The organism is Achromobacter sp. HNDS-1 (assembly GCF_040084795.1).
GTDB lineage: Bacteria > Pseudomonadota > Gammaproteobacteria > Burkholderiales > Burkholderiaceae_B > Achromobacter > Achromobacter ruhlandii.
Genome location: NZ_CP157584.1, coordinates 5765906 through 5787733, shown reverse-complemented (window position 1 = coordinate 5787733; position 21828 = coordinate 5765906). Strand labels below are relative to the sequence as shown.

The following is a 21828-nucleotide window of genomic DNA, read 5'->3' as shown; positions in this document are numbered from 1 at the left end:
AAGGCAAAGCCAAAGTATGTATTGTGCCACTAAACGGCAAAAGGGCCGGGCCGGCGGGCCCCTCCCTTGTTTTCAAGCGTAACGCCGGTTAGAACCCGGTCCCGATCTGGAACTGGAAGCTCTGCTTGTCGTCGCCCGGCTTGGCGTTGAGCGGACGGGCATACGACAGCTGCAACGGACCCATCGGCGACTGCCACGACAGGCCGATACCGGCCGAGAAGCGCCAGCCGCAAGGATCGTCGACCTCGCTGCCGGGCTTGCCGTTGGTGCAAGACAGGCCGCTGCCGGCGCCCACCTGGCCCGCGTCGCTGAAGATGAACCAGCGCAGCGTGCGATCCTTGGAGGCGCCCGGGAACGGCAGATACAGCTGGGCGTTGGCCACGATGCGGCGCGAACCGCCCAGGTAGTCGCCCGTGACCGGGTCGCGCGGACCCAGCGACGAACCTTCGTAGCCGCGCACCGTGCCGATACCGCCCGCGTACACGTCCTTGATGATCGGGTAGTCCTTGCCGCCGTAGCTCTGGCCCCAGTCGACCATGCCGTTCAGCGCCAGGGTGTACGAGCCGCCCAGCGGGATGAAGTACTGCTGCTGGCCGGTGAGCATGTAGTACTTCAGGTCGACCGTCGAGAAGTCGCTCTTCAAGCGGGTGTACGAACCCTTGGTCGGCGCCAGGGCGCTGTCGCGGGTGTCGTTGGACCAGCCGGCGGTGAAGATCACCGAGTTGGTCGAGTCGCCGTACTGATTGACGAAGTTGCGGTAGGCCAGCGGCGAATTCGAGAACAGATCGATCTGGTTGCGCTCGAGGTTGGCGCCCAGGAAGATCCGGTCGTATTCGGAGATCGGCACGCCGAAGTTCATGCCCAGGCCCATGGATTTGACGCGGTAATCGCCGTCGTTGTTGTTCCAGGGCTCGGTCACGCGGTAGTAGGCGGACGTGGTGCGGCTGATGCCGTCCTTGGTCCAGTACGGGTCGGTGTGCGACAGCACCACCGCGCGGTTGCTCTTGCTGGTGTTCAGCTGCAGCGTCAAGTTGGTGCCGCTGCCGAACACGTTGTCTTCGCTGATGCCGGCCGACAGGATCGCCTTTTCGGACGAACCGTAGCCCACGCCCAGGTTGATCATGCCGGTGGGCTTTTCCTTCACGTCGACGTTGACGTCGACCTGGTCGGGCGAACCCGGCACCGGATCGGTCTTGACGTTGACGTCGCTGAAGTAGCCCAGCCGGTCGACGCGGTCGCGCGAGGTCTTGATGTCCTTGGCGTCGTACCAGGCGGCTTCCTGCTGGCGCATCTCGCGGCGCACGACTTCGTCGCGCGTGCGGGTGTTGCCGCCGATCTGGATGCGGCGCACGTACACGCGGCGGCTCGGATCGACGTAGAACGTCAGGTCGGCCTCGTGCTTGGCGCGGTCGAGCTGCGGATTCGGGTTGACGTTGGCGAACGCGTAGCCCAGTTCACCCAGGTAGTCGGTGATGGCCTTGGCCGAATCGTTGGCCTTGGCCGCCGAGAAAGTCTCGTCCGGCTTGATCTTGACCAGGGCGTTGATTTCCTTGTCCAGGCCGATCAGGTTGCCGGCCAGCTTGACGCTGCGCACCTTGTACGGCTCGCCTTCGTGGACCGTGATGGTGATGCGGATGTCCTTGCGGTCGGGCGAGATCGTCACCTGGGGCGGCTCGACCGTGAATTCGAGGTAGCCGCGGTCCAGGTAGAACGAACGCAGGCGTTCGAGGTCGCCCTCGAGCTTTTCGCGCGAGTACTTGTCGGTATCGGTGTACCAGGTCAGCCAGCCCGGCGTGGTCAGCTTGAATTCGTCGAGCAGGTCGCTTTCGGAGAAGGCCTTGTTGCCGACGAAGCGGATTTCCTGGATGCGGGCGACCGAGCCTTCGAACACGTCGAAGCTCACGCCGACGCGGTTGCGCGGCAGCGGCGTCACGGTGGAGGTGACCTCGACGCCGTACTTGCCCTTGGACAGATACTGTTGCTTGAGCTCGTATTCCGCGCGCTCGAGCATCGAGCGGTCGAAAATGCGGCCTTCGGCAAAACCCACCTGCCCCAGCGACTTGGTAATGGCCTTGGAATCGAACTCGCGCATGCCGTTGAAATTCACGGATGCGATCGTCGGACGTTCCTGGACCACCACGACCACGACATTATTGTCGGTCTGGATCTGCACGTCGGTGAAAAAGCCGGTGCCATACAGGCGGCGGATCGCCTCGGTGGCTTCTTCCTCGGTGAATTTCTCACCCACCTTGACCGGCAGATAACCGAAGACGGTACCCGCGTCGGTACGCTGGATCCCTTCTACGCGGATATCCCGCACGACAAAAGGGTCGAAGGCGTGAGCCATGCCTGGAAGCAGCAATGCGGCGATCAGACTCGGCACTACGCCCGGCAGTACACCCTTTTTGTGATGAAACATCCGGCGAAAAGACATCCTTGAGTATCCTCGGTCGTGCAAATGGCGGGGGATTTTATGCTAATTGGCGCTTAAGTAAACAAGCGCGTGAAATCATTGAACAGCGCAAGCCCCATCAGGCTTGCCAATAAACCAATGCCTGCGCGCTGTCCGATATCGATCCACCGTGCGGGCGGCGGACTGCCCCGCACAATTTCGACGAGATAGTACAGCAGATGGCCCCCGTCCAGCATAGGAATGGGCAGCAAATTTAGTACGCCAAGGCTGATGCTGATCAACGCGATATAAGCGATATAAGCAACAATGCCGATCCGGGCGGTCTGGCCCGCATAATCGGCGATGGTGACCGGGCCGCTGACGTTGCGCCAGGAGACGTCGCCCGTCACCATGCGACCCATCATGCGCAGCGAAAACAGCGCGGTGTCCCAGGTGCGGACCGCGCCGCGCCACAGGCTGTCGAACACGCCATAACGCACCGTCACCATGGGCACGTCGCCGCCCAGCTGGACGCCGAGCCGGCCGATGAGCTGGCCGTTGACCGTTTCGGCGCGCGGCGTGACGTTCACGGAAATCTGGGCGCCATCGCGCGCCAGCGTCAGGGCCAGCGTCTTGCCCGCGCTGTCCTGGATCTGCTTTACCAGCGCGCCGGTGTCCGGCGTGGGCTGGCCATCGACGGCCAGGATCAGGTCGCCCGCGCGCAGGCCGGCCGCCTGCCCTTCGCCGCCATCGTTGACGACGCGCACGGCGGGCTTGGGTTGGGCCAGGCGGATGCCGGCGGCCAGCAGCGGATCGCCGCCGGCCGGATCCATGGCGTTGGCCGGCAGGGTCAGTTCCCGTTGCTGCGATGCACCACCAGGGGCGCCGACTTCGATCTGGGCGCGACCGCCCGTGGCCATCACGTCCATCAGGCGCCAGCGGGCGTCTGACCACGACGCGACCTCCTGGCCGTCGATGGCCAGGATGCGGTCGCCCGCCGCCAACCCGGCACGCGCGGCGGGCGTACCGGCAGCGGGTTGGGCGATGACGGCCACCGGCTCCTCGGTGCCCGCCATGTTCAGGCCGGCATACAGGAAGACCGCGAGGATGAGATTGAAAATGGGACCAGCGGCAACGATGGCGATGCGCTTGCCGACGGGCTTGTTGTTAAAGGCGCCGGCCGCCTCGGCCGGGCTGGCGCCAGCCGGAGCATCGTCCTGCATCTTGACGTAGCCGCCCAGCGGCAGCGCCGACAGGGCCCATTCGGTGCCATGCCGGTCGGTGCGGCGCAGGATGACCTTGCCGAAGCCGACCGAGAATCGCAGCACCTTCACACCGCAAAGGCGCGCCACCCAATAATGCCCCAACTCATGAAAAATGATCAGGGAGCCAAGCGCGACGGCAAAGGCCAGCAGGGTGAAAAGCATCGGGGTCAGGAAATCCAGGAATCGGCGACGAGGCGGGCCGGGGCGCTGATACGCAATCGAGCGCGGTTACGCCAGGCCCAGATTGCCGGCGTAGGCGCGCGCGGCGGCATCCAGCGCCAGCACATCGTCAAGACTATTGAGCGTAACAGATGATTGCCCCACCTGCCACTCCAGGGTCGCCTCGATAACCCGCGCAATCCAGGTGTACCCCAGGCGGCCCGCCAGAAAGGCCTCCACCGCCACCTCGTTGGCGGCATTCAGGGCAATGCAGGCGCCCTGCCCGGCCCGCAGCGCCGCGAACGACAGCGCCAGGCACGGAAAACGCGCCAGGTCGGGCTTCTCGAAATCGAGCCGGCCCAGGCGCGTCAGGTCGAGCGGCCCCACGCCGCTGTCCAGGCGTTCGGGGAAGCCCAGGCCGTAGGCGATAGGCGTACGCATGTCGGGCTGGCCCAGTTGCGCCAGGATCGAGCCGTCGTCGTACTCCACCATGGAGTGGATCACGCTTTGCGGATGCACCACCACCTCGATCCGGTCGGCCGGCATGGCGAACAGCCAGTGCGCCTCGATCACCTCCAGGCCCTTGTTGAGCATGGTGGCCGAATCGACCGAGATCTTGCGGCCCATGCTCCAGTTGGGATGGGCGCAGGCCTGCGCCGGCGTGACGTCGTGCAGGTCCTCGAGGTCGCGGCCCCGGAACGGGCCGCCCGAGGCGGTCAGCAACAAGCGGCGCACGCCGGGGGCCGGCGCATCCGGCGCGCCGGCGCGGCCGCCGTGCGGCATGCATTGGAAAATCGCGTTGTGTTCGCTATCGATCGGCAGCAGTTCGGCGCCGTTGTCGCGAATTGCCTGCATGAACAGCGAACCCGCCGCCACCAGCGCTTCCTTGTTGGCCAGCAGCACCCGCTTGCCTTGGCGCGCGGCCGCCAGGGCCGCGGGCAGCCCCGCGGCGCCGACAATGGCGGCCATGACCGAATCGCATTGCGGGTCGGCCGCGGTGTCGGCCAGGGCCTGCGCGCCGACGCGGATCTCGGGCAGGGTCCGGCCCGCCGGCCAGGCCGCGACGAACTGCCGGCGCGCCTCGGCATCGGGCACCACCACCACCGCGGCGCGGCTGGCCAGCGCCTGCTCGGCCAGGCGCTGCATGCGGCTATAGGCGGACAAGGCATACACGGCCAGCCGATCGGGGTGGCGGGCAATCACATCCAGCGTGCTTTCGCCGATCGAACCGGTCGACCCCAGCACCACGACGCGTTGAAAAGCCGTCAAAACAACACTCCAGACAAAATTAGCGCGAAGGGCGCGACCGGAAGGATCGCGTCGATGCGATCGTAGACGCCCCCATGGCCAGGCAGCAGCGCGCTGGAATCCTTGCGGCCGGCGCGGCGCTTGAGCAGCGATTCGAACAGGTCGCCAATGATGGACAGCACGCCCAGCAGCGCCGCGATCGGCAGGGCCAGCCAGAACGTCCAGCGCGCCACCAGGGCGTGGCCATAAGTGCCGTCCCAGAGGCTCGACAGGCCGATCCAGATGACCGCGCCGAGCACGCCGGCCACGGCGCCGGCCACCGTCTTGCCGGGGCTGACGCGTGGCGCCAGTTTACGCTTGCCGAAGGCGCGGCCGGCAAAATAGGCGGCAATGTCGGCCACCCAGACCAGCGCCAGCAGCGACACCACGAAAACGGGACCGCGTGCCATGTACCACTGCGCCAGCACGGCCCAGGCGACGAAAGCGGCCGGCACCGAGAACAGCGACCACCCCAGGCTGGCGGGCGCGGCGTCGGAACGGCCGCGCACTACTGCCGCGGTGGCGCCGAACAGCCAGACCACCACCACCAGCGGTGTCGCGTAGCGCAGGATCCAGTCGGGATCGGCCAGACCGGCGCGATTGCCCGCCAGCCAGGCCGACGCCAGGGCCAGCATGGCCGCGAACAGCAGAACAGGAATGCCGGCGGCGATCAGCGGCGACGGCGGTTGCGGCAGCGTCAGGCGCAGCCACTCCCAGTTGGCGCAGGCCGCGGCCAGCGCCAGCAACGCCACGAACCACCAGGGATTGGCGCTCATCATCGCGGCGGCCAGGACGGCGAGCAGAATGACGGCGGTAACGATACGCTGGCCCAACATATGACGGTCTCCTCAGGGTCGACTCGGCGCTGCCCCGTACGGCGCGTGGCAGGCGGAGCGCCGGACTATTTTCCGCTGCTCTCGTTGAGCTGGGCGCTGGTGCGGCCGAAACGGCGCTCGCGCGTCCGGTACCACTCGAATGCCTGGCGCAGTTCGTCGGCGCCGAAGTCCGGCCAGAAGCGGTCGGTGAAGTAGAACTCCGCGTACGCCATCTGCCAGATCAGGAAATTGGAAATGCGCTGCTCGCCGCCCGTGCGGATGAACAGGTCGGGCTCGGGCGCCCAGGACATGGAAAGATGCCGCGCCAGGCGCTCTTCGTCGACCCGCTCCGGATGCGCCGCCAGCTCGGGTTCGGCCGCCAGCATCGCGCGGGTGGCCTGCAGGATGTCCCAGCGGCCGCCGTAGTTGGCGGCCACCGTCAGGTGCAGGCGGTCGTTGTGGGCGGTGCGGGCCTGGGCCGCGAAGATCAGTTCCTGCAAGCGCGGCTCGAAGGCCGACAGGTCGCCGATGACGTGCAGGCGCACGCCCTGCTCTTCCAGCTTGCCAACCTCGCGCTCAAGCGCCTGCACGAACAGGCGCATCAGCAGCGACACTTCCTCGGCGGGCCGGCGCCAGTTCTCGGAACTGAAGGCGAATAGTGTCAGGTAGCGCACCCCCACCCGGCCGCAGGCCTCGACCACGCGGCGCACCGCCTGCACGCCCTTGGCGTGCCCCGCCGTGCGCGGCAGCAGGCGCCGCGTCGCCCATCTGCCGTTGCCATCCATGATGATGGCAACGTGCTCGGGGATATCGCGGGTATCGGGAACCGCCTGGGTGGAACTGGTTGCCATGGATCCGGGAAGCGCCGTCGACCGGCGTAAAACAGGGAATACGGTGAAAAACCCGCGCCGTCGATCCATCGCCGCACAGGCGTGCCGCGTAGCGATGGATAGGACGGCGCGAAAGCAGGAATCCTGGCGCCGGGCGGGCCATTCGGCCCGTCCGGCACTGCAAGGATTATACGGTCATGATTTCCGCTTCTTTTTGGGCGACCATCTTGTCGATGTCGGCCACGTTGCGGTCCGTCAGCTTCTGGACGTCATCCTGGGCGCGACGCTCGTCGTCCTCGGAGATTTCCTTGTCCTTGACCAGCTTCTTCAAGGTGTCGTTGGCTTCGCGGCGCAGGTTGCGCACGGCCACCTTGGCATCCTCGCCTTCGCTGCGCACGACCTTGGTCAGGTCGCGGCGGCGCTCTTCGGTCAGGGCCGGCATCGGCACGCGGATGGTATCGCCCATGGACATGGGGTTCAGACCCAGGTCCGACTCACGGATGGCCTTCTCGATGGCGGCGGCCATGCTCTTTTCGTAGGGCTGGACGCTGATGGTGCGCGCGTCGATCAGGTTCACGTTGCCGACCTGGCTGATCGGCACGGGCGAACCGTAGTACTCGACCTGCACGTGGTCCAGGATGCCGGTGTGGGCGCGGCCCGTGCGGATCTTGGCCAGGTTGGTCTTGAGCGTGTCAAGCGACTTGGCCATCCTGGCTTCGGCGGATTTGCGGATTTCTGCGACGCTCATGGATTTTCCTTTTCTTTAAACGTGTACCAACGTGCCTTCGTCTTCGCCGCTGACGACGCGCTTGAGCGCGCCCGACTTATTGATCGAAAACACCTTGATCGGCAGCTTCTGGTCGCGGCACAGGGCGAACGCCGTGGCGTCCATGACTTCCAGGCGGCGGACGATGGCCTCGTCGAAGCTGATGCGCGCGTAGCGCGTGGCGGAAGGATCCTTGTTGGGATCCGCGCTGTAGATGCCGTCGACCTTGGTGGCCTTCAGCACGATCTCCGCGCCGATCTCGGCGCCACGCAGGGCGGCCGCGGTGTCGGTCGTGAAGAAGGGGTTGCCGGTGCCCGCGGCGAAGATGACGACTTTGCCTTCTTCGAGGTAACGCAGGGCCTTGGGGCGGATGTACGGTTCGACGACCTGGTCGATGTTCAGGGCCGACTGCACGCGGGTGTCGATACCCTTGTGCTTGAGCGCGTCCTGCAGGGCAAGCGCGTTCATGATGGTGGCCATCATGCCCATGTAGTCGGCGGTGGCGCGGTCCATGCCCTGCGCACCCGGGGCGACGCCACGGAAGATGTTGCCACCGCCGATGACGATGGCCAGCTCGACGCCAGTGGCGGCGACTTCGGCGATCTCATCGGTCATGCGGACGATGGTGGCGCGATTGATGCCGAATGCATCGTCGCCCATCAGCGCCTCGCCGGAAAGTTTGAGAAGAACCCGTTTGTATGATCTGCTGCTCATAGGTGATATCCCGAAGAACATTCCGACGAAAGTGTAAGACAAGAAATAGGCCGGACTAGAAAATATCTAGCGCCGGCCTGTAAGGACTACCCCGAGATCAGGCGCGGCCGGCGGCGGCGGCGGCAACCTCAGCGGCGAAGTCGCTGGTCTTCTTCTCGATACCTTCGCCGACGACGAACAGCACGAACTTGGTGATCGAGGCGCCCTTGGCCTTGAGCATCTGTTCGACCGTGTTCTTGTCGTCCTTGACGAAAGGTTGCGACAGCAGCGTGACTTCCTTCAGGAACTTCTGCACCGAGCCTTCGACCATCTTGGCGACGATTTCAGCCGGCTTGCCCGATTCGGCGGCCTTCTGCTCGGCGACCGAGCGTTCGGCGGCGATGTCGGCCGGGTTCACGCCGTCGGCGTTCAGGGCCTTCGGCTTGGTCGCGGCGATGTGCATCGCCAGGTCCTTGCCCACTTCCTCGGCGCCGGCGTATTCCACCAGCACGCCGATCTTGCCGCCGTGCACGTAGCTGGCCAGCGCGTTCGGGGTCTGGATGCGCTCGAAGCGGCGGATCGAGATGTTCTCGCCGATCTTGCCGATCAGGGCGGTACGGGTCGATTCGATGGTGCCGTCGCCGTAGGGCAGCGCCGACAGGGCGGCCACGTCGGCGGGGTTCTGGGTGGCGACCAGCTCGGCCAGCTTGTTGACGAAGGCGACGAAGTCGTCGTTCTTGGCAACGAAGTCGGTTTCGCAGTTCACTTCGATGACGGCGCCTTGCTTGGCGTCGGCCGAGATGAACAGGCCGATCAGGCCTTCGGCCGTGACGCGAGCGGCAGCCTTGCTGGCCTTGTTGCCCAGCTTGACGCGCAGGATCTCTTCAGCGCGGGCCAGGTCGCCTTCGGCTTCCGTCAGGGCCTTCTTGCACTCCATCATGGGCGCATCGGTCTTTTCGCGCAGTTCCTTGACCAGGGCGGCGGTAATTTCAGCCATGTTAGCTCCAAATTTTGCTAAGACATGCCCCGGCGGGCCGGGGCATTGGTGTGATTCGATGAGACGTCCGCAAGCTGCGGATGAGGAAGGCGGGAGTCCGCCTTCGCACTGCCGGCGAGGCGGGGGCACGCCGCATTCCGCGACCGCCCCCTGACACTAACCGCCGGACATGACAGCAGGCTTAGGCCTGGTTGTCCTGCACTTCGACGAACTCTTCCTGGCCTTCGCCGATTTCCTCGACCAGACCGTTCAGGTTCTGCTCGCGGCCTTCCAGCACGGCGTCGGCGATGCCCTTGGCGTACAGCGCGATGGCCTTGGCCGAGTCGTCGTTGCCGGGGATCACGTAGTCGATGCCTTCGGGCGAGTGGTTGGTGTCAACCACGGCGACCACGGGGATGCCCAGGGTCTTGGCTTCGGCGATGGCGATCTTGTGGTAGCCGACGTCGATCACGAACATGGCATCGGGCAGGCCGTTCATGTCCTTGATGCCGCCGATCGACTTGTTCAGCTTTTCCAGTTCACGCTGGAACAGCAGGCCTTCCTTCTTGATCATGCGCTCGGCGCCGCCTTCGGCGACCACGGCTTCCATGTCCTTCAGGCGCTTGACCGAGGTCTTGACCGTCTTGAAGTTGGTCAGCATGCCGCCGAGCCAGCGGGCATCGACGTAGGGCATGCCGCAACGGGCGGCTTCGGCGGCGACCAGCTCACGGGCGGCGCGCTTGGTGCCGACGAACAGGATGTTGCCACCGCGAGCAGCCAGCTGCTTCACGAACTTGGTGGCTTCCTGGTACTTATCAACCGTCTTTTCCAGGTTGATGATGTGAATCTTGTTGCGATGGCCGAAGATGAAGGGGGCCATCTTGGGGTTCCAGTAGCGGGTCTGGTGACCGAAGTGGACACCCGCTTCCAGCATTTCGCGCATCAAAGACATAACTTTCTCCAAGGGTTGATTTCTTGCGCCGCACCTGCATCAGCCTGTGGCTGACACCCTGGGTGGTGTTGCGCGCGATTTCCCGCACATGCGGGATGAATAACGATTTTAACCGGGCCGGCCGATCACTGCCGCAATACTCCGACGCCGCCGGGCGATGCCCTTGGCGCCTGCTGCTACGCTGCCGCGATAAACCCAGACGGCCGCCACGACAAAGCGCCTTGCCCCGCCCGCACGCATCGCGCCGTCCGACCCGCCAGGAAATGCCTGGCAGTTTCTTCCAGCGCACCCGGACCTGTTTTGTTGGCAGCGAAATCCAGTTCACTCGCGCCCTGGTTTTCACCCCCCCGGCTTTTCAACCAGACGGTTTTTGACCCTGCCGCGCATCAGTCGCCGGGGGCGGTTCTTCAGGAAAACTCCCAGGAACTGGAAACCTTCCAAGAACTTAAGCCGGCAGCCACCCTGAACCTGCATCGCTGCTCGAAAACATGACCGGGCTTGCGAGCACGCAGCGCCCCGACCTGTGTCGATGCAACCATCCCGCCGCCCCGGCCCGCCGCCTTCTCTCATCCGCTGTGCCGCCGTGCCTCCCGGAACCTGGCGACTGGCCCGAACCCCCACCACAACCTTCGCTTGCGATGAAACTCCGAAGCCCGCCACCGATCTCACAAGAAGCGGCGCGGCCCAACGTACGTAAATCAGACAACCAACCGGGTGTGGCCTGGATGATTCCATCCCCACCCGCCGGGATCGGCGCTTGCCGCTACCCAGATTGCTCCCCAAAATTTTAGGGAAGCCTATAATTCTACTATTCTTTCAAGCAGACATTCAAGCGAGATCCGTCAGTCATTCCATGGGCACCATTACCAATCCGGCCGACCTGGCCAAGATGCGCGCGGCCTGCCAGGACGCCGCCAAAGTCCTCGATTTCATCACCCCCTACGTCAAGCCTGGCGTCACCACCGGGGAACTGGACCGCCTCTGCCTGGAATACCTGACCGACGAGCTCAAGGTGAAGTCCGCCACCGTCGGCTACGCCCCGCCCGGCTATCCGCCCTTTCCTGGCGCCATCTGCACCTCGGTCAACCACCAGGTGTGCCACGGCATCCCCGGCGACAAGGCCCTGAAAAACGGGGACTCCCTCAATATCGACGTCACCATCATCAAGGACGGCTGGTTCGGCGACACCAGCCGCATGTACGCCGTGGGCGAACAGTCGATCCTGTCGCGCCGCCTGACCGACATCACCTTCGAGTGCATGTGGAAAGGCATCCAGCAGGTCAAAAACGGGGCCACATTGGGCGACATCGGCAACGCCATCCAGAAGCATGCCGAGGCCAACGGCTTTTCGGTGGTGCGCGAGTTCTGCGGCCACGGCATCGGCCAGCGCTTTCACGAAGACCCGCAGGTGCTGCACTACGGCAAGCCGGGCACCGGGGTGAAATTGGTGACGGGCATGCTGTTCACCATCGAACCCATGATCAACGCCGGCCGCCGCGAGATCCGCCAGCTGTCCGACGGCTGGACGGTCGTGACGCGCGACCACAGCCTGTCGGCGCAATGGGAGCATGCTGTCTGCGTCACCGACACCGGCTACGAGGTCCTGACCCTGTCGCCCGGCATGCCCAAGCCGCCCGCCTTCATCACCGAACCGATCGTCATCCCCGCCGTCTGACCCCGGCCCGTCCGCCACCATGACCGCCGACATCCTCAGCACCCTGCGCGAACGCATCCAGGAATCCCGGCGCGCCGCGGTGGCCCAGTTCCGCGAGCACGAACGCCCCGACACGCTGCTGGGCGAACTGCGCCGCATCGTCGACGCGGCGCTGCGCGACCTGGTCAAGCACTATCCCCTGCCTGCCGGCGCCACGCTGGCCGCGGTGGGCGGCTACGGCCGCGGCGAACTGTATCCGCATTCGGACGTCGACCTGCTGATCCTGCTGCCGCACGCGCCCACCGCCGAGGACGAATCCGCGATCGAGCGCCTGGTGGCCTCGCTCTGGGACCTGGGCCTGGAGCCCGGCCACAGCGTGCGCACCATCGAGGACTGCGAGCGCGAGGCCGACGCCGACATTACGGTCGAGACCGCGCTGCTCGAATCCCGCTGGCTGGCCGGCAGCCGCGCGCTGATGAAGAAGTTCGAGGCCGCCACCCAGTCGCGGCTGGACGCGCGCGCGTTCTTTCGCGCCAAGCGCGTCGAGATGCAGCAGCGGCATGCGCGCTACCAGGACACGCCCTACGCGCTCGAACCCAATTGCAAGGAATCGCCCGGCGGCCTGCGCGACCTGCAGGTGATCCTGTGGATGGCGCGCGCGGCCGGCTTCGGCGAGAACTGGCGCGCGGTGGCGCAGGCAGGCCTGCTGACTCCCTCCGAGGCGCGCGACCTGCGCAAGGCGGAACAGGCTTTCAAGCGCCTGCGCATCGAATTGCACCTGCTGGCCAAGCGGCGCGAGGACCGCGTGCTGTTCGACCTGCAACCGGCCCTGGCCGAAGTCTACGGCATCCATGCCACGGCCACCCGGCGCGGCAGCGAGCTGCTGATGCAGCGCTACTACTGGGCCGCGCGCCTGGTGACGCAGCTCAACGGCATCCTGGTGCAGAACATCGAGGAACGGCTGTTCCCGCGCCCCGACAGCGACGCGCGCGACATCGACGACGATTTCCGCAACCTGCGCGACCGCCTCGACATCATCCGCGACGACGGCTTCGAGCGGAACCCGACGCTGTTGCTGCGCGCCTTCCTGGTGATGCAACAGCATCCCGAGCTGACCGGCATGTCGGCGCGCACGCTGCGCGCCATCTGGCACTCGCGCCACCGCATCGACGCGCAATTCCGCCGCAACCCGGTCAACCGCAAGCTGTTCCTGCAGATCCTGCAGCAGCCGCGCGGCATCGTGCACGAGCTGCGCCGCATGACCATGCTGAACATCCTGCCGCGCTACCTGCCGGTGTTCCGCCGCATCGTCGGCCAGATGCAGCACGACCTGTTCCACGCTTACACGGTGGACCAGCACACCCTGGCGGTGGTGCGCAACCTGCGCCGCTTCACCATGCCCGAGCACGCCCAGGAATACCCGCTGGCCAGCCAGCTGATCGCCGGCCTGGACCGCCATTGGCTGCTGTACGTGGCGGCGTTGTTCCACGACATCGCCAAGGGCCGTGGCGGCGACCACTCCGAGCTGGGCGCGCGCGAGGTGCGCAAGTTCGCCCACGATCACGGCATGGAGCCCGAGGACGCCAGGCTGGTCGAATTCCTGGTGCGCCAGCACCTGCTGATGTCGGCCGTGGCGCAAAAGCGCGACCTGTCCGACCCCACCGTGATCCAGGACTTCGCCGCCACGGTCAAGGACGAACGCCACCTGACCGCGCTGTACCTGCTGACGGTGGCCGATATCCGCGGCACCAGCCCCAAGGTCTGGAACGCCTGGAAGGGCAAGCTGCTCGAGGACCTGTACAAGCTGACCCTGGCCGCGCTGGGCGGCGCCCATGCCGACGCCCATACGGTGCTGACCGAACGCAAGGAAGAGGCCGCGCGCCTGACGCGCCTGGCCGGCCTGCGCGACGACGCCCGCGAAGCCTTCTGGAACCAGCTCGACGTGGCGTATTTCCTGCGACACGACGCCTCCGACATCGCCTGGCACACGCGCCATCTGTACCACCAGGTGGCGCCGCCGCACGCGGTGGTGCGGGCCCGCCCCACCGAGCAGGGCGAAGGCCTGCAGATCATGGTCTACACGCGCGACGTGCCGGACCTGTTCGTGGCGATCTGCGGGTATTTCGACGCCAAGTCGCTGTCGGTGCAGGACGCCCGCATCCACACCACGCGCCATGGCTGGGCGCTGGACAGCTTCATCGTGCTGCTGCCCGAAGGCGCCAGCGACCTGCGCGCGCAGGCCACGCTGGTCGAGCACGAACTGGCCGAACGCCTGAAGGACGCCAAGGCCGCGGCCCAGGTCCCGCCTGGCCGTGGCGGCTACTACGGCCGCGGGCGCCAGTCGCGCATGTCACGCGTGTTTCCGATCATGCCGCAGGCGGAATTGCAGCCCGACGAACGCAGCACCTCGTGGCGCCTGTCGGTCACGGCAACCGACCGGCCCGGCCTGCTGCACGCCCTGGCGCGGGTCTTTGCCCAGCACGAGGTGAACCTGCTGATGGCCAAGATCATGACGCTGGGCGACCGTGTGGAGGACGTTTTCATCGTCGACGGCGCCGCGCTGGCGCGCCCGCGCAGCCAGATGCAGTTCGAACGCGACATCCTGGACGCCCTGGCCGGGGAAGAGGCCCGGCAGCAGGCCGCCTGACCGCCTCGCCGCGCCATCGCCAGACCGTCGCCGACCGCATACAATCCGGTTTTCGGCTTGGCGATACCGTGCGATGGAGCTAAACGAATATTTGCGGGTGCTGGGGACCAGCTTCTTCTTCGCGCTGGCCACGTTGCTGCCGTTCCTGAACCCACCGGCCATCGCCCCCATCTTCCTGTCGCTCACCGAAGGCGCCTCGTCGGCAACCCGCACGGTGCTGGCCAAGCGCGTGGCCGTCAATGTCGGCCTGATGCTGATCGTGGCCATGGTGGCGGGCAACGTGCTGCTGAGCTTTTTCGGCATCTCGCTGTCGATCGTGCGGGTGGGCGGCGGCATGCTGGTGATCGCCAGCGCGTGGCGCCTGGTCAATTCCCCCGATGCCGACACCGAGCGCGTGGCCCGCATGGCCGAATCCTTCACCCCGGAAATGGCCAAGGCGCGCGCCTTCTACCCGCTGACCTTCCCCATCAGCTGCGGCCCCGGCTCGATCGCCGCGGCCATCACCGTGGGCGTGTCGCTGCGCGACCAGAACCACGTGCTGAGCCTGCTGCGCTTGGGCGGCTCGATCCCGGGCATCGTGGTGGTTTCGCTGACTTTGTATGTCTGCCTGCGCTTTGCCGCGCAGATGCTGCATCGGCTGGGCGATAATGGCACCGCCGTGTTCATGCGCATGTCGGCCTTCATCATGCTGTGCCTGGGCGTGCAGATCTTCTGGGAAGGCTCGCGCGAACTGCTGCTCGGCGTCTTGCAGCAGGTCATGCAACCAATTCCGGTTCCCAAGGCCTAACGCCTGGCGGCCGGACCGGCCATCCACCGGGGGCTCCGCCCCCGCGAACCCCTTACCTTGCAACAACCATGACTTCTCGTTCAGAACGCCTGCTCCGACTGATCGCCCTCTTCTGCTTTGGCGCCGTCGGCATCGCCCTGGTCTCCCAGTATGCCTTCGACATGCCGCCCTGCGCCTGGTGCGTGCTGCAGCGCCTGATCTACCTGGTGATCGGCGTCATCGCCCTGGTCTGCGGCTTCGGCGGCGGCCGCGCGCTGACGCGCATCTGCGCGTCCCTGGCCGCCCTGCTGTCGATCAGCGGCATCGCCGCCGCCTGGTACCAGTACACCGTGGCCGCCAAGATGCTGTCCTGCGACCAGACCTTCGCCGACCGCTTCATGACCGGCATCGGCCTGGATGGCGGCGTGCCCTGGCTGTTCGGCATCTATGCCACCTGCATGGACGCGGTGGTGCCGGTGCTGGGCATCGAGTATGCGCTGTGGAGCCTGGCGCTGTTCGTGATCCTGCTGGTCATGGCGCTGGCCGCGGCGTTCGGCCGTGGCCGCGCCTGAGCCGCACGCCTCGCCATTGGAAGCGCCCCACGCCGAACGCCTGCGCGCCCTGGTCCGCGATCACGCACCGCTGATGCGGTGGCTGCGCGCCGCGCGCGATTGCGGCCTGGCCGACTGGTGTCTGGGCGCGGGCGTGGTCCGCACGCTGGTCTGGAACCATCTGCACGACCTGCCTCCAGACAGTCATGCGCCCGCGGATGTGGACTTCGTCTATTTCGACGCCGCCAACCTGACGGCGGAGCGAGAGGCCGCTATCGCGCACCGCCTGCGCGGCGCCGCGCCGGATGCGCCCTGGGAGGTGGTGAACCAGGCGCGGGTCCACCTGTGGCGCCGCGACGGCGGCATGGCGCCGCCCCCGCTGGCGTCGCTGGCGGCCGGCATCGCCACCTGGCCCGAGACCGCCACCTGTATCGGCGTGTCGCTCGACGCCGACGACCACCTGCGCATCCTGGCGCCGCACGGCCTGGACGACCTGTTCAACCTGGTGCTGCGGCCCAGCCCCGGACTGCGCGATCCCGCGCTCTACGCGCAACGGCTGCTGGCCAAGCGCTACACCGACAAATGGCCGCGCCTGCGGGTGCTGCCCTCCCCGCTTTCCTGACGCCATGAAATACCTTACCGGTTATCCGGAACCCCTGCTGGCGCAGGCCCGCGCGCTGCTCGACCAGGGCAAGCTGGGACCGGCGCTGCGAGCCCGTTATCCCGCCGGCGCGCATGCCGTGCGCACCGACAAGGCGCTGTACGACTACGTGGTGGACCTGAAGAACACCTACATCCGCAACGGCGCGCCGCTCAGCAAGATCGCCTTCGACAGCAAGATCCATGTGATCCAGCACGCGCTGGGCCAGCACACGTTCATCTCGCGGGTGCAGGGCGGCAAGCTCAAGGCCAAGCACGAGATCCGCGTGGCCACGCTGTTCAAGACGGTGCCGGAGGAATTCCTGAAGATGATCACGGTGCACGAACTGGCGCACCTGAAGGAAAAAGACCACAACAAGGCCTTCTACAACCTGTGCCGACTAATGGAGCCGCAATATCACCAGTATGAATTCGACCTGCGGCTGTACCTGACCCATCTGGAAGCCAGCGGCGAGAGCCTGTGGTGAGGCCTCCGCCCGCGCGAGCCCACGGACAAAAAAAAGCCGCTCCCCAGGGAGCGGCTTTTGCATGGGGCGCCGACCTCAGGCGTCGTTGGCAGCATAGCCCATGTTGAACTGCAGGCCGCTGGCGCCTTCGCCATCGCCCGGCTCCGCGCGCGACTGGCCCAGGCGAGCCAGGTATTCCGCGGTGATGTCGCCGGTAATGTACTCGCCATCGAAGCACGACGCTTCGAAGCGCGACAGCTTCGGGTTCAGGTCGCGCACCGCCTGCTGCATGTCGTGCGGGTCCTGGTAGACCAGGCTGTCGGCGCCGATCGCGCGGGCGATTTCCTCGTCGCTGCGGCCGGTGGCGATCAGTTCGCTCTGCGTCGGCATGTCGATGCCGTAGACGTTGGGGAAGCGCACCGGAGGCGCGGCCGAGGCAAAGTACACCTTGTTGGCGCCGGCGGCGCGCGCCATGTCGACGATCTCGCGGCTGGTGGTGCCGCGCACGATGGAGTCGTCCACCAGCAGCACGTTCTTGCCCTTGAATTCCATGCCGATGGCATTGAGCTTCTGGCGCACCGATTTACGGCGCACGGCCTGGCCGGGCATGATGAAGGTGCGGCCGACGTAGCGGTTCTTGATCAGGCCTTCGCGGTAGTCCAGGTTCAGGCGCGCGGCCAGTTGCATGGCGGCCGGGCGCGAGGAATCGGGGATCGGCATGACCACGTCGATGTCGCCCAGGCGCATGTTGCGCGCGACCTTGTCGGCCAGGTATTCACCCATGCGCAGGCGCGCGTCGTACACCGACACGCCGTCGATCAACGAATCGGGGCGGGCGAAGTAGACGTATTCGAAAATGCATGGCACCAGCTGCGGATTGTCGGCGCACTGGCGGCTGACGAAGCGGCCGTCCAGGTCGATGAACACCGCCTCTCCCGGCTCGACGTCGCGCACGAAGGCGAAACCGCTGCCTTCCAGCGCCACGGATTCCGAAGCCACCATCCACTCGACGCCTTCGTCGGTCTCCTGGCGGCCGATGCACAGCGGACGGATGCCGTTGGGATCGCGGAACGCCAGCAGGCCGTAACCGGAAATCTGCGCCACCACGGCGTAGGCGCCGCGCACGCGCTTGTGCACGGCGGCAACGGCGCGGAACATGGCGTCGTCATCGAGCGACACGCCGCTGGCGGCCGATTGCAGCTCGTGGGCCAGCACGTTCAGCAGCACTTCCGAGTCGGAATTGGTGTTGATATGGCGGCGGTCGACGCGGTAGAGCGATTCACGCAGCTCGCGCCAGTTGGTCAGGTTGCCGTTGTGGGCGAACATGATGCCGAACGGCGCGTTGACGTAGAACGGCTGGGCCTCTTCCTCGCTGGCGCTGGAGCCGGCGGTGGGATAACGCACCTGGCCCACGCCCGAGGTGCCCGGCAGGGCACGCATGTTGCGCGTGCGGAATACGTCGCGCACCAGGCCGTGCGCCTTGTACATATTGAACTGGTTGCCTTGCGACGTCGCGATGCCCGCGGCATCCTGCCCGCGATGCTGCAACAGCAGCAAGCTGTCATAGAGCAGCTGGTTGACCGGCCCGCGCCCGATGACCCCTACGATTCCACACATGGTGAGATTTCCTGGTTGATGTGAAGCTAATCAATACGGCAGCCATGTCGCCAGGGACGGCGGCAGCCACGTCTTGATATGTTTGATGGCCTCGATGGCCGAATGCGAAAACATGGCGTCCTGCCACCACGGCTCCTGCGGCAACGGCGTATAGCCGGCGGCGGCGACCAGCGCCAGCACGATGAGCAGCCCCCGGGCCAGTCCGAACATGCCGCCCAGGCCGTGATCGGCCGGACCCAGCCCGGTGCTGCGGATCAAGGCGGCAAGCGTCATGTTGACCAACCCCACGCCGAGCAGCACGATAATGAAAACCACCGCGTACGAGACACCCATGCGCAGCAGCGTTGTTTCGATATAGGGCTCCAGCCAGGTATAGACCGTGGGCCCCCACCAGATCGCGGCCACGAAGGCCAGCAGATACGCGACCAGCGACAGCACTTCCTTGAGCAGGCCGCGCACCAGGCCCAGCACACCCGATACCGCCAGGATGGCCAGCACGACGAAGTCGAAGCCGGTCACTACTGGGCGGCAATGAAACCGTTGTCATAGCCCAGGGTGCGCAACCGCGCCTGGGCCGCCTGCGCCGCCTCGCGCGAGGGGAACGGCCCCACCCGCAGACGGTACTGCTGCTTGCCTCCGATGGAAGCCTGCTCGACGAATGCGTTGGTCACCCCGGCCTGATGCAGCTTGGCGCGCCGCGACTGGGCGTCCTCGGACGTGGTGTAGGCCGCGATCTGCAGCACGAAATTGCCCTTGGCGGCCGGCGGCTTGGCCGCTGGCGTGGCGGCCGCGGCGGGCGCCGCGCGGCCTTCGAGCAATGCCAGGGCGCGGGCGCCGTCATCGGAACGGGTTTCGGGCTTGGGCGTGGCCGGCTTGGGCTCGGGCTTGGATTCCGGCTTGGGCGGCGTGGCCGGCTGCGCGCGCGGCGGCGTGGTGGCGGCTACCTGCGGCGGCGTGGCCATGGGCGGCGTCGCGGCGGGCGGTGTGGTGGCGGGCGGCGTGGTGGCCGGCGGCTGGGCCGAGGTGAGCGGCGGCGGCGTCTGCACGGCCGACGGATCGGCGGGCGCGGCGCCCGGCGTCGGCGTGGCCGGCGCGGCGGCCTGTGGTTCGCTCACCTGCGGCTGGAACGGCGTGTTGCGTTCCGGCACCTTGATGGGGATGTTATCGGCGACGGGCGTCGGCTGGGAGTCCAGGACCATGGGCAGGATGATGACAGCAGCCAGCACCAGCGCAATGGCGCCGGCCAGCCGGCGCCGGGCGCGCCCGCGCAACTCCGCCGCCTGGACCTCGCTGGGCACCGCCGCTCGCTTGGAGGGCTGCGCCTGGTCGGCAGGATCTTTGCGTTTGAAAAAACCCATGGGAGAGAATTCCTTGCGGCGCCTCGCGGCGGCGGATTTGCGGGTATGGCGGCAAACCGCCACGACGCTGCACCCGGTTTTGCCTATGCCGCTTTACCTACGCCTTGCGACCCAGAGACTGCAAAACCGAGGCCACGGTGAGAAATGATCCGAACACCACGATTCTATCATTCTCGCCCGCCCGTTCGCGCGCCGCGGCGAAGGCCTGGGCCGGATCCGCGTAGGCTGACACACCCGGCGCCTCGGCCCCGGCCGGCGCCGCCGGCAACCCGGCGGCCACCTGCTCGGCCAGGCGCTCGCCGGTGCCACCGCGCGGCCCGGGCAGGCCGGCGCAGAACCAGTGGTCGATGCGGGTGCCGAGCTTGGCCAGCACGCCGGCCAGGTCCTTGTCGTTGAGCATGCCGAACACCGCGTAGGTGTACGGATGGAAACCCATGTTGTCCAGGTTCTGGGCCAGCACCGCGGCGGCGTGCGGATTGTGGGCCACATCCAGGATCACGGTCGGCTGGCCCGGCAGGATTTGGAAGCGGCCAGGCAGCGAGGCCTGCAGCAATCCCTGGCGCACGGCCTGCTGGGGCACCGGCAGGCGGTCGCGCACCGATTCCAGCGCGGCCAGCGCGGCCGAGGCGTTCAGCAGCTGGTTGGCGCCGCGCAGCGCCGGATACGCCAGCGCGCTGCGGCGCTGCTCGCGCCCGCCATAGGCCCACTGCTGACGGTCGCCGGAATAGTTGTAGTCGCGGCTGAACAGCCACAGGTCGGCGCCGATCTGCGCGACGTAATCGAGCAGCGACTGCGGCGGCACCGGGTCGGCACAGATGGCCGGCCGGCCGGCGCGATAGATGTGGGCTTTCTCGAAGCCAATCTTCTCGCGCGTGTCGCCCAGGTATTCGATGTGGTCCAGGTCCACGCTGGTGACGATGGCACAGTCGGCGTCGACGATGTTGACGGCGTCCAGGCGTCCCCCCAGGCCCACTTCCAGCACCACCGCGTCCAGCCGCGATTGCGAGAACAGGCGCAGGATCGCCAGCGTGGTGAATTCGAAGTACGTCAGGGATACCTCGCCGCGCGCGGCCTCGACGGCGGCGAACTGCTCGATCAGGGCCTCGTCCGAGGCGATCTGACCGTTGACGCGGGCGCGCTCGTTGAAATCGATGAGATGCGGCGAGGTGTAGAGGCCGACCTTGTAACCCGCCGCCAGCAGGATGGCTTCGAGCATGGCGCAGGTCGAGCCCTTGCCGTTGGTGCCGCCGACCACGAACTTCACGCCGGACAGTTCCAGGTTCATGCGCGCCGCCACTTCCCGCACGCGCTCCAGGCCCATGTCGATCGCGGTGGCGTGGATGGATTCCAGGTACTGCAGCCAGACGGACAGGGAAGCACCGGCGGCGGGCGGGAGGGCAGAAGGCATGACGGCATCGAAAAGGTGAACAACCGCGGATTTTAGCAGCGCGCGCCCGGTGTTTTCCCTAATCCCCCAGGGCGCGGCACGGGTTCTCGGGAAAAACCGCTTGCCGATGTTTTTCTCATACGTAAAAATAAATTCACATATGAGAATTCAGAAGGAAGGCGACATGACGCAGCAGAAAACCCCGGCCTGGCTGATCCGCGAAGCCGACGTGCCCGGCTATCACCCGGCCAACCACACCGGCACCCTGAACCGCCGCCTGATCGGCCCCGACACCGTGGGCGCGCGCGGCGTGGAGGTACTGCTGGGGGTGATCGAAAAAGGCAAAGGCGCGCTGCCGCATGCCCATCCCGGCATCGAACAGGTCTGTTACCTGCTGTCCGGCACCGCCCGCGCCCAGGTCCAGGACGAATGGGCCGACATGGGGCCGGGTGACTGCTGCTACTTCCCGCCCGACATTCCGCACGTATTCACCGTGACCAGCGACGAGCCTGCCCGACTGCTGGTGATCTACACGCCGCCCTACGAGGAATCCCCCGACCGCGTCATCCGCGATTTCCCCGCGCCCAACGCCGGCGCCTGAGGCGCC

At 66.5% G+C, this 21828-nt stretch carries 20 protein-coding genes; 7 read left to right on the top strand and 13 right to left on the bottom strand.

The window, feature by feature from the left end; all coding sequences use genetic code 11:
* Positions 1 to 88: 88 nt before the first annotated feature.
* The 9 genes from bamA to rpsB form a co-directional block, all read right to left on the bottom strand.
* Positions 89 to 2434, bottom strand: coding sequence for an outer membrane protein assembly factor BamA (bamA, locus tag ABFG95_RS26725; protein WP_049074254.1), 2346 nt, complete (start codon positions 2432 to 2434; stop codon positions 89 to 91).
* A 53-nt stretch (positions 2435 to 2487) separates the two neighbouring features.
* Complete coding sequence (rseP, locus tag ABFG95_RS26720) at positions 2488 to 3819, bottom strand: RIP metalloprotease RseP (protein ID WP_348995105.1); 1332 nt, start codon at positions 3817 to 3819, stop codon at positions 2488 to 2490.
* 66 nt (positions 3820 to 3885) lie between these two features.
* Positions 3886 to 5085 carry a 1-deoxy-D-xylulose-5-phosphate reductoisomerase gene (locus ABFG95_RS26715; protein ID WP_049074259.1) on the bottom strand — a complete coding sequence of 400 codons (1200 nt, stop codon included), beginning with the start codon at positions 5083 to 5085 and terminating at the stop codon, positions 3886 to 3888.
* A complete protein-coding gene (locus tag ABFG95_RS26710; RefSeq protein WP_049074262.1) occupies positions 5082 to 5939 on the bottom strand; it encodes a phosphatidate cytidylyltransferase in 858 nt (285 codons plus the stop codon). The genes ABFG95_RS26715 and ABFG95_RS26710 overlap by 4 nt, the downstream gene beginning before the upstream one ends.
* A 65-nt stretch (positions 5940 to 6004) precedes the next feature.
* On the bottom strand, positions 6005 to 6769 hold the full coding sequence (uppS, locus tag ABFG95_RS26705) for a polyprenyl diphosphate synthase (RefSeq protein WP_049074264.1): 765 nt from the start codon (positions 6767 to 6769) through the stop codon (positions 6005 to 6007).
* A gap of 166 nt (positions 6770 to 6935) precedes the next feature.
* The gene (frr, locus tag ABFG95_RS26700; protein WP_049074267.1) at positions 6936 to 7496 is read right to left on the bottom strand and encodes a ribosome recycling factor; all 561 of its coding nucleotides are present in this window, start codon (positions 7494 to 7496) and stop codon (positions 6936 to 6938) included.
* Positions 7497 to 7511: 15 nt separating this feature from the next.
* Positions 7512 to 8228: a UMP kinase gene (gene pyrH, locus ABFG95_RS26695; RefSeq protein ID WP_006394495.1), complete on the bottom strand. Its 717-nt coding sequence runs from the start codon at positions 8226 to 8228 to the stop codon at positions 7512 to 7514.
* Between the two features lie 97 nt (positions 8229 to 8325).
* On the bottom strand, positions 8326 to 9204 hold the full coding sequence (gene tsf / locus ABFG95_RS26690; RefSeq protein ID WP_049074268.1) for a translation elongation factor Ts: 879 nt from the start codon (positions 9202 to 9204) through the stop codon (positions 8326 to 8328).
* A 181-nt stretch (positions 9205 to 9385) separates the two neighbouring features.
* Positions 9386 to 10135, bottom strand: coding sequence for a 30S ribosomal protein S2 (rpsB, locus tag ABFG95_RS26685; protein WP_049074271.1), 750 nt, complete (start codon positions 10133 to 10135; stop codon positions 9386 to 9388).
* Positions 10136 to 10988: 853 nt separating this feature from the next.
* Here rpsB and map point away from each other — a divergent pair.
* The 6 genes from map to ABFG95_RS26655 all read left to right on the top strand — a co-directional run bounded on the left by map (position 10989) and on the right by ABFG95_RS26655 (position 16880).
* The gene (gene map, locus ABFG95_RS26680) at positions 10989 to 11810 is read left to right on the top strand and encodes a type I methionyl aminopeptidase (RefSeq protein ID WP_049074274.1); all 822 of its coding nucleotides are present in this window, start codon (positions 10989 to 10991) and stop codon (positions 11808 to 11810) included.
* Positions 11811 to 11829: 19 nt separating this feature from the next.
* Positions 11830 to 14436 (top strand): [protein-PII] uridylyltransferase, encoded by a 2607-nt coding sequence (locus ABFG95_RS26675; RefSeq protein WP_278992144.1) that lies wholly within the window; start codon positions 11830 to 11832, stop codon positions 14434 to 14436.
* A 73-nt stretch (positions 14437 to 14509) separates the two neighbouring features.
* On the top strand, positions 14510 to 15223 hold the full coding sequence (locus ABFG95_RS26670; protein WP_054416204.1) for a MarC family protein: 714 nt from the start codon (positions 14510 to 14512) through the stop codon (positions 15221 to 15223).
* A 68-nt stretch (positions 15224 to 15291) separates the two neighbouring features.
* Complete coding sequence (locus tag ABFG95_RS26665; RefSeq protein WP_348995104.1) at positions 15292 to 15774, top strand: disulfide bond formation protein B; 483 nt, start codon at positions 15292 to 15294, stop codon at positions 15772 to 15774.
* The gene (locus ABFG95_RS26660) at positions 15761 to 16375 is read left to right on the top strand and encodes a nucleotidyltransferase family protein (RefSeq protein WP_348995103.1); all 615 of its coding nucleotides are present in this window, start codon (positions 15761 to 15763) and stop codon (positions 16373 to 16375) included. The genes ABFG95_RS26665 and ABFG95_RS26660 overlap by 14 nt, the downstream gene beginning before the upstream one ends.
* 4 nt (positions 16376 to 16379) lie before the next feature.
* Complete coding sequence (locus tag ABFG95_RS26655) at positions 16380 to 16880, top strand: YgjP-like metallopeptidase domain-containing protein (protein WP_054416205.1); 501 nt, start codon at positions 16380 to 16382, stop codon at positions 16878 to 16880.
* Between the two features lie 75 nt (positions 16881 to 16955).
* Here ABFG95_RS26655 and purF read toward each other — a convergent pair whose 3' ends face one another.
* The 4 genes from purF to folC all read right to left on the bottom strand — a co-directional run bounded on the left by purF (position 16956) and on the right by folC (position 21242).
* The gene (gene purF / locus ABFG95_RS26650) at positions 16956 to 18476 is read right to left on the bottom strand and encodes an amidophosphoribosyltransferase (protein ID WP_348995102.1); all 1521 of its coding nucleotides are present in this window, start codon (positions 18474 to 18476) and stop codon (positions 16956 to 16958) included.
* Positions 18477 to 18506: 30 nt separating this feature from the next.
* Positions 18507 to 18995, bottom strand: a complete 489-nt coding sequence (locus ABFG95_RS26645) for a CvpA family protein (RefSeq protein WP_025138852.1) — start codon at positions 18993 to 18995, stop codon at positions 18507 to 18509.
* Positions 18995 to 19834, bottom strand: coding sequence for an SPOR domain-containing protein (locus tag ABFG95_RS26640; protein ID WP_348995101.1), 840 nt, complete (start codon positions 19832 to 19834; stop codon positions 18995 to 18997). The genes ABFG95_RS26645 and ABFG95_RS26640 overlap by 1 nt, the downstream gene beginning before the upstream one ends.
* 97 nt (positions 19835 to 19931) lie before the next feature.
* Positions 19932 to 21242 (bottom strand): bifunctional tetrahydrofolate synthase/dihydrofolate synthase, encoded by a 1311-nt coding sequence (gene folC / locus ABFG95_RS26635; RefSeq protein WP_059270117.1) that lies wholly within the window; start codon positions 21240 to 21242, stop codon positions 19932 to 19934.
* 163 nt (positions 21243 to 21405) lie between these two features.
* Between folC and ABFG95_RS26630 the strand changes: the two genes are divergently transcribed.
* Positions 21406 to 21822 carry a cupin domain-containing protein gene (locus ABFG95_RS26630; RefSeq protein ID WP_059270115.1) on the top strand — a complete coding sequence of 139 codons (417 nt, stop codon included), beginning with the start codon at positions 21406 to 21408 and terminating at the stop codon, positions 21820 to 21822.
* The last annotated feature ends 6 nt before the right edge of the window (positions 21823 to 21828 follow it).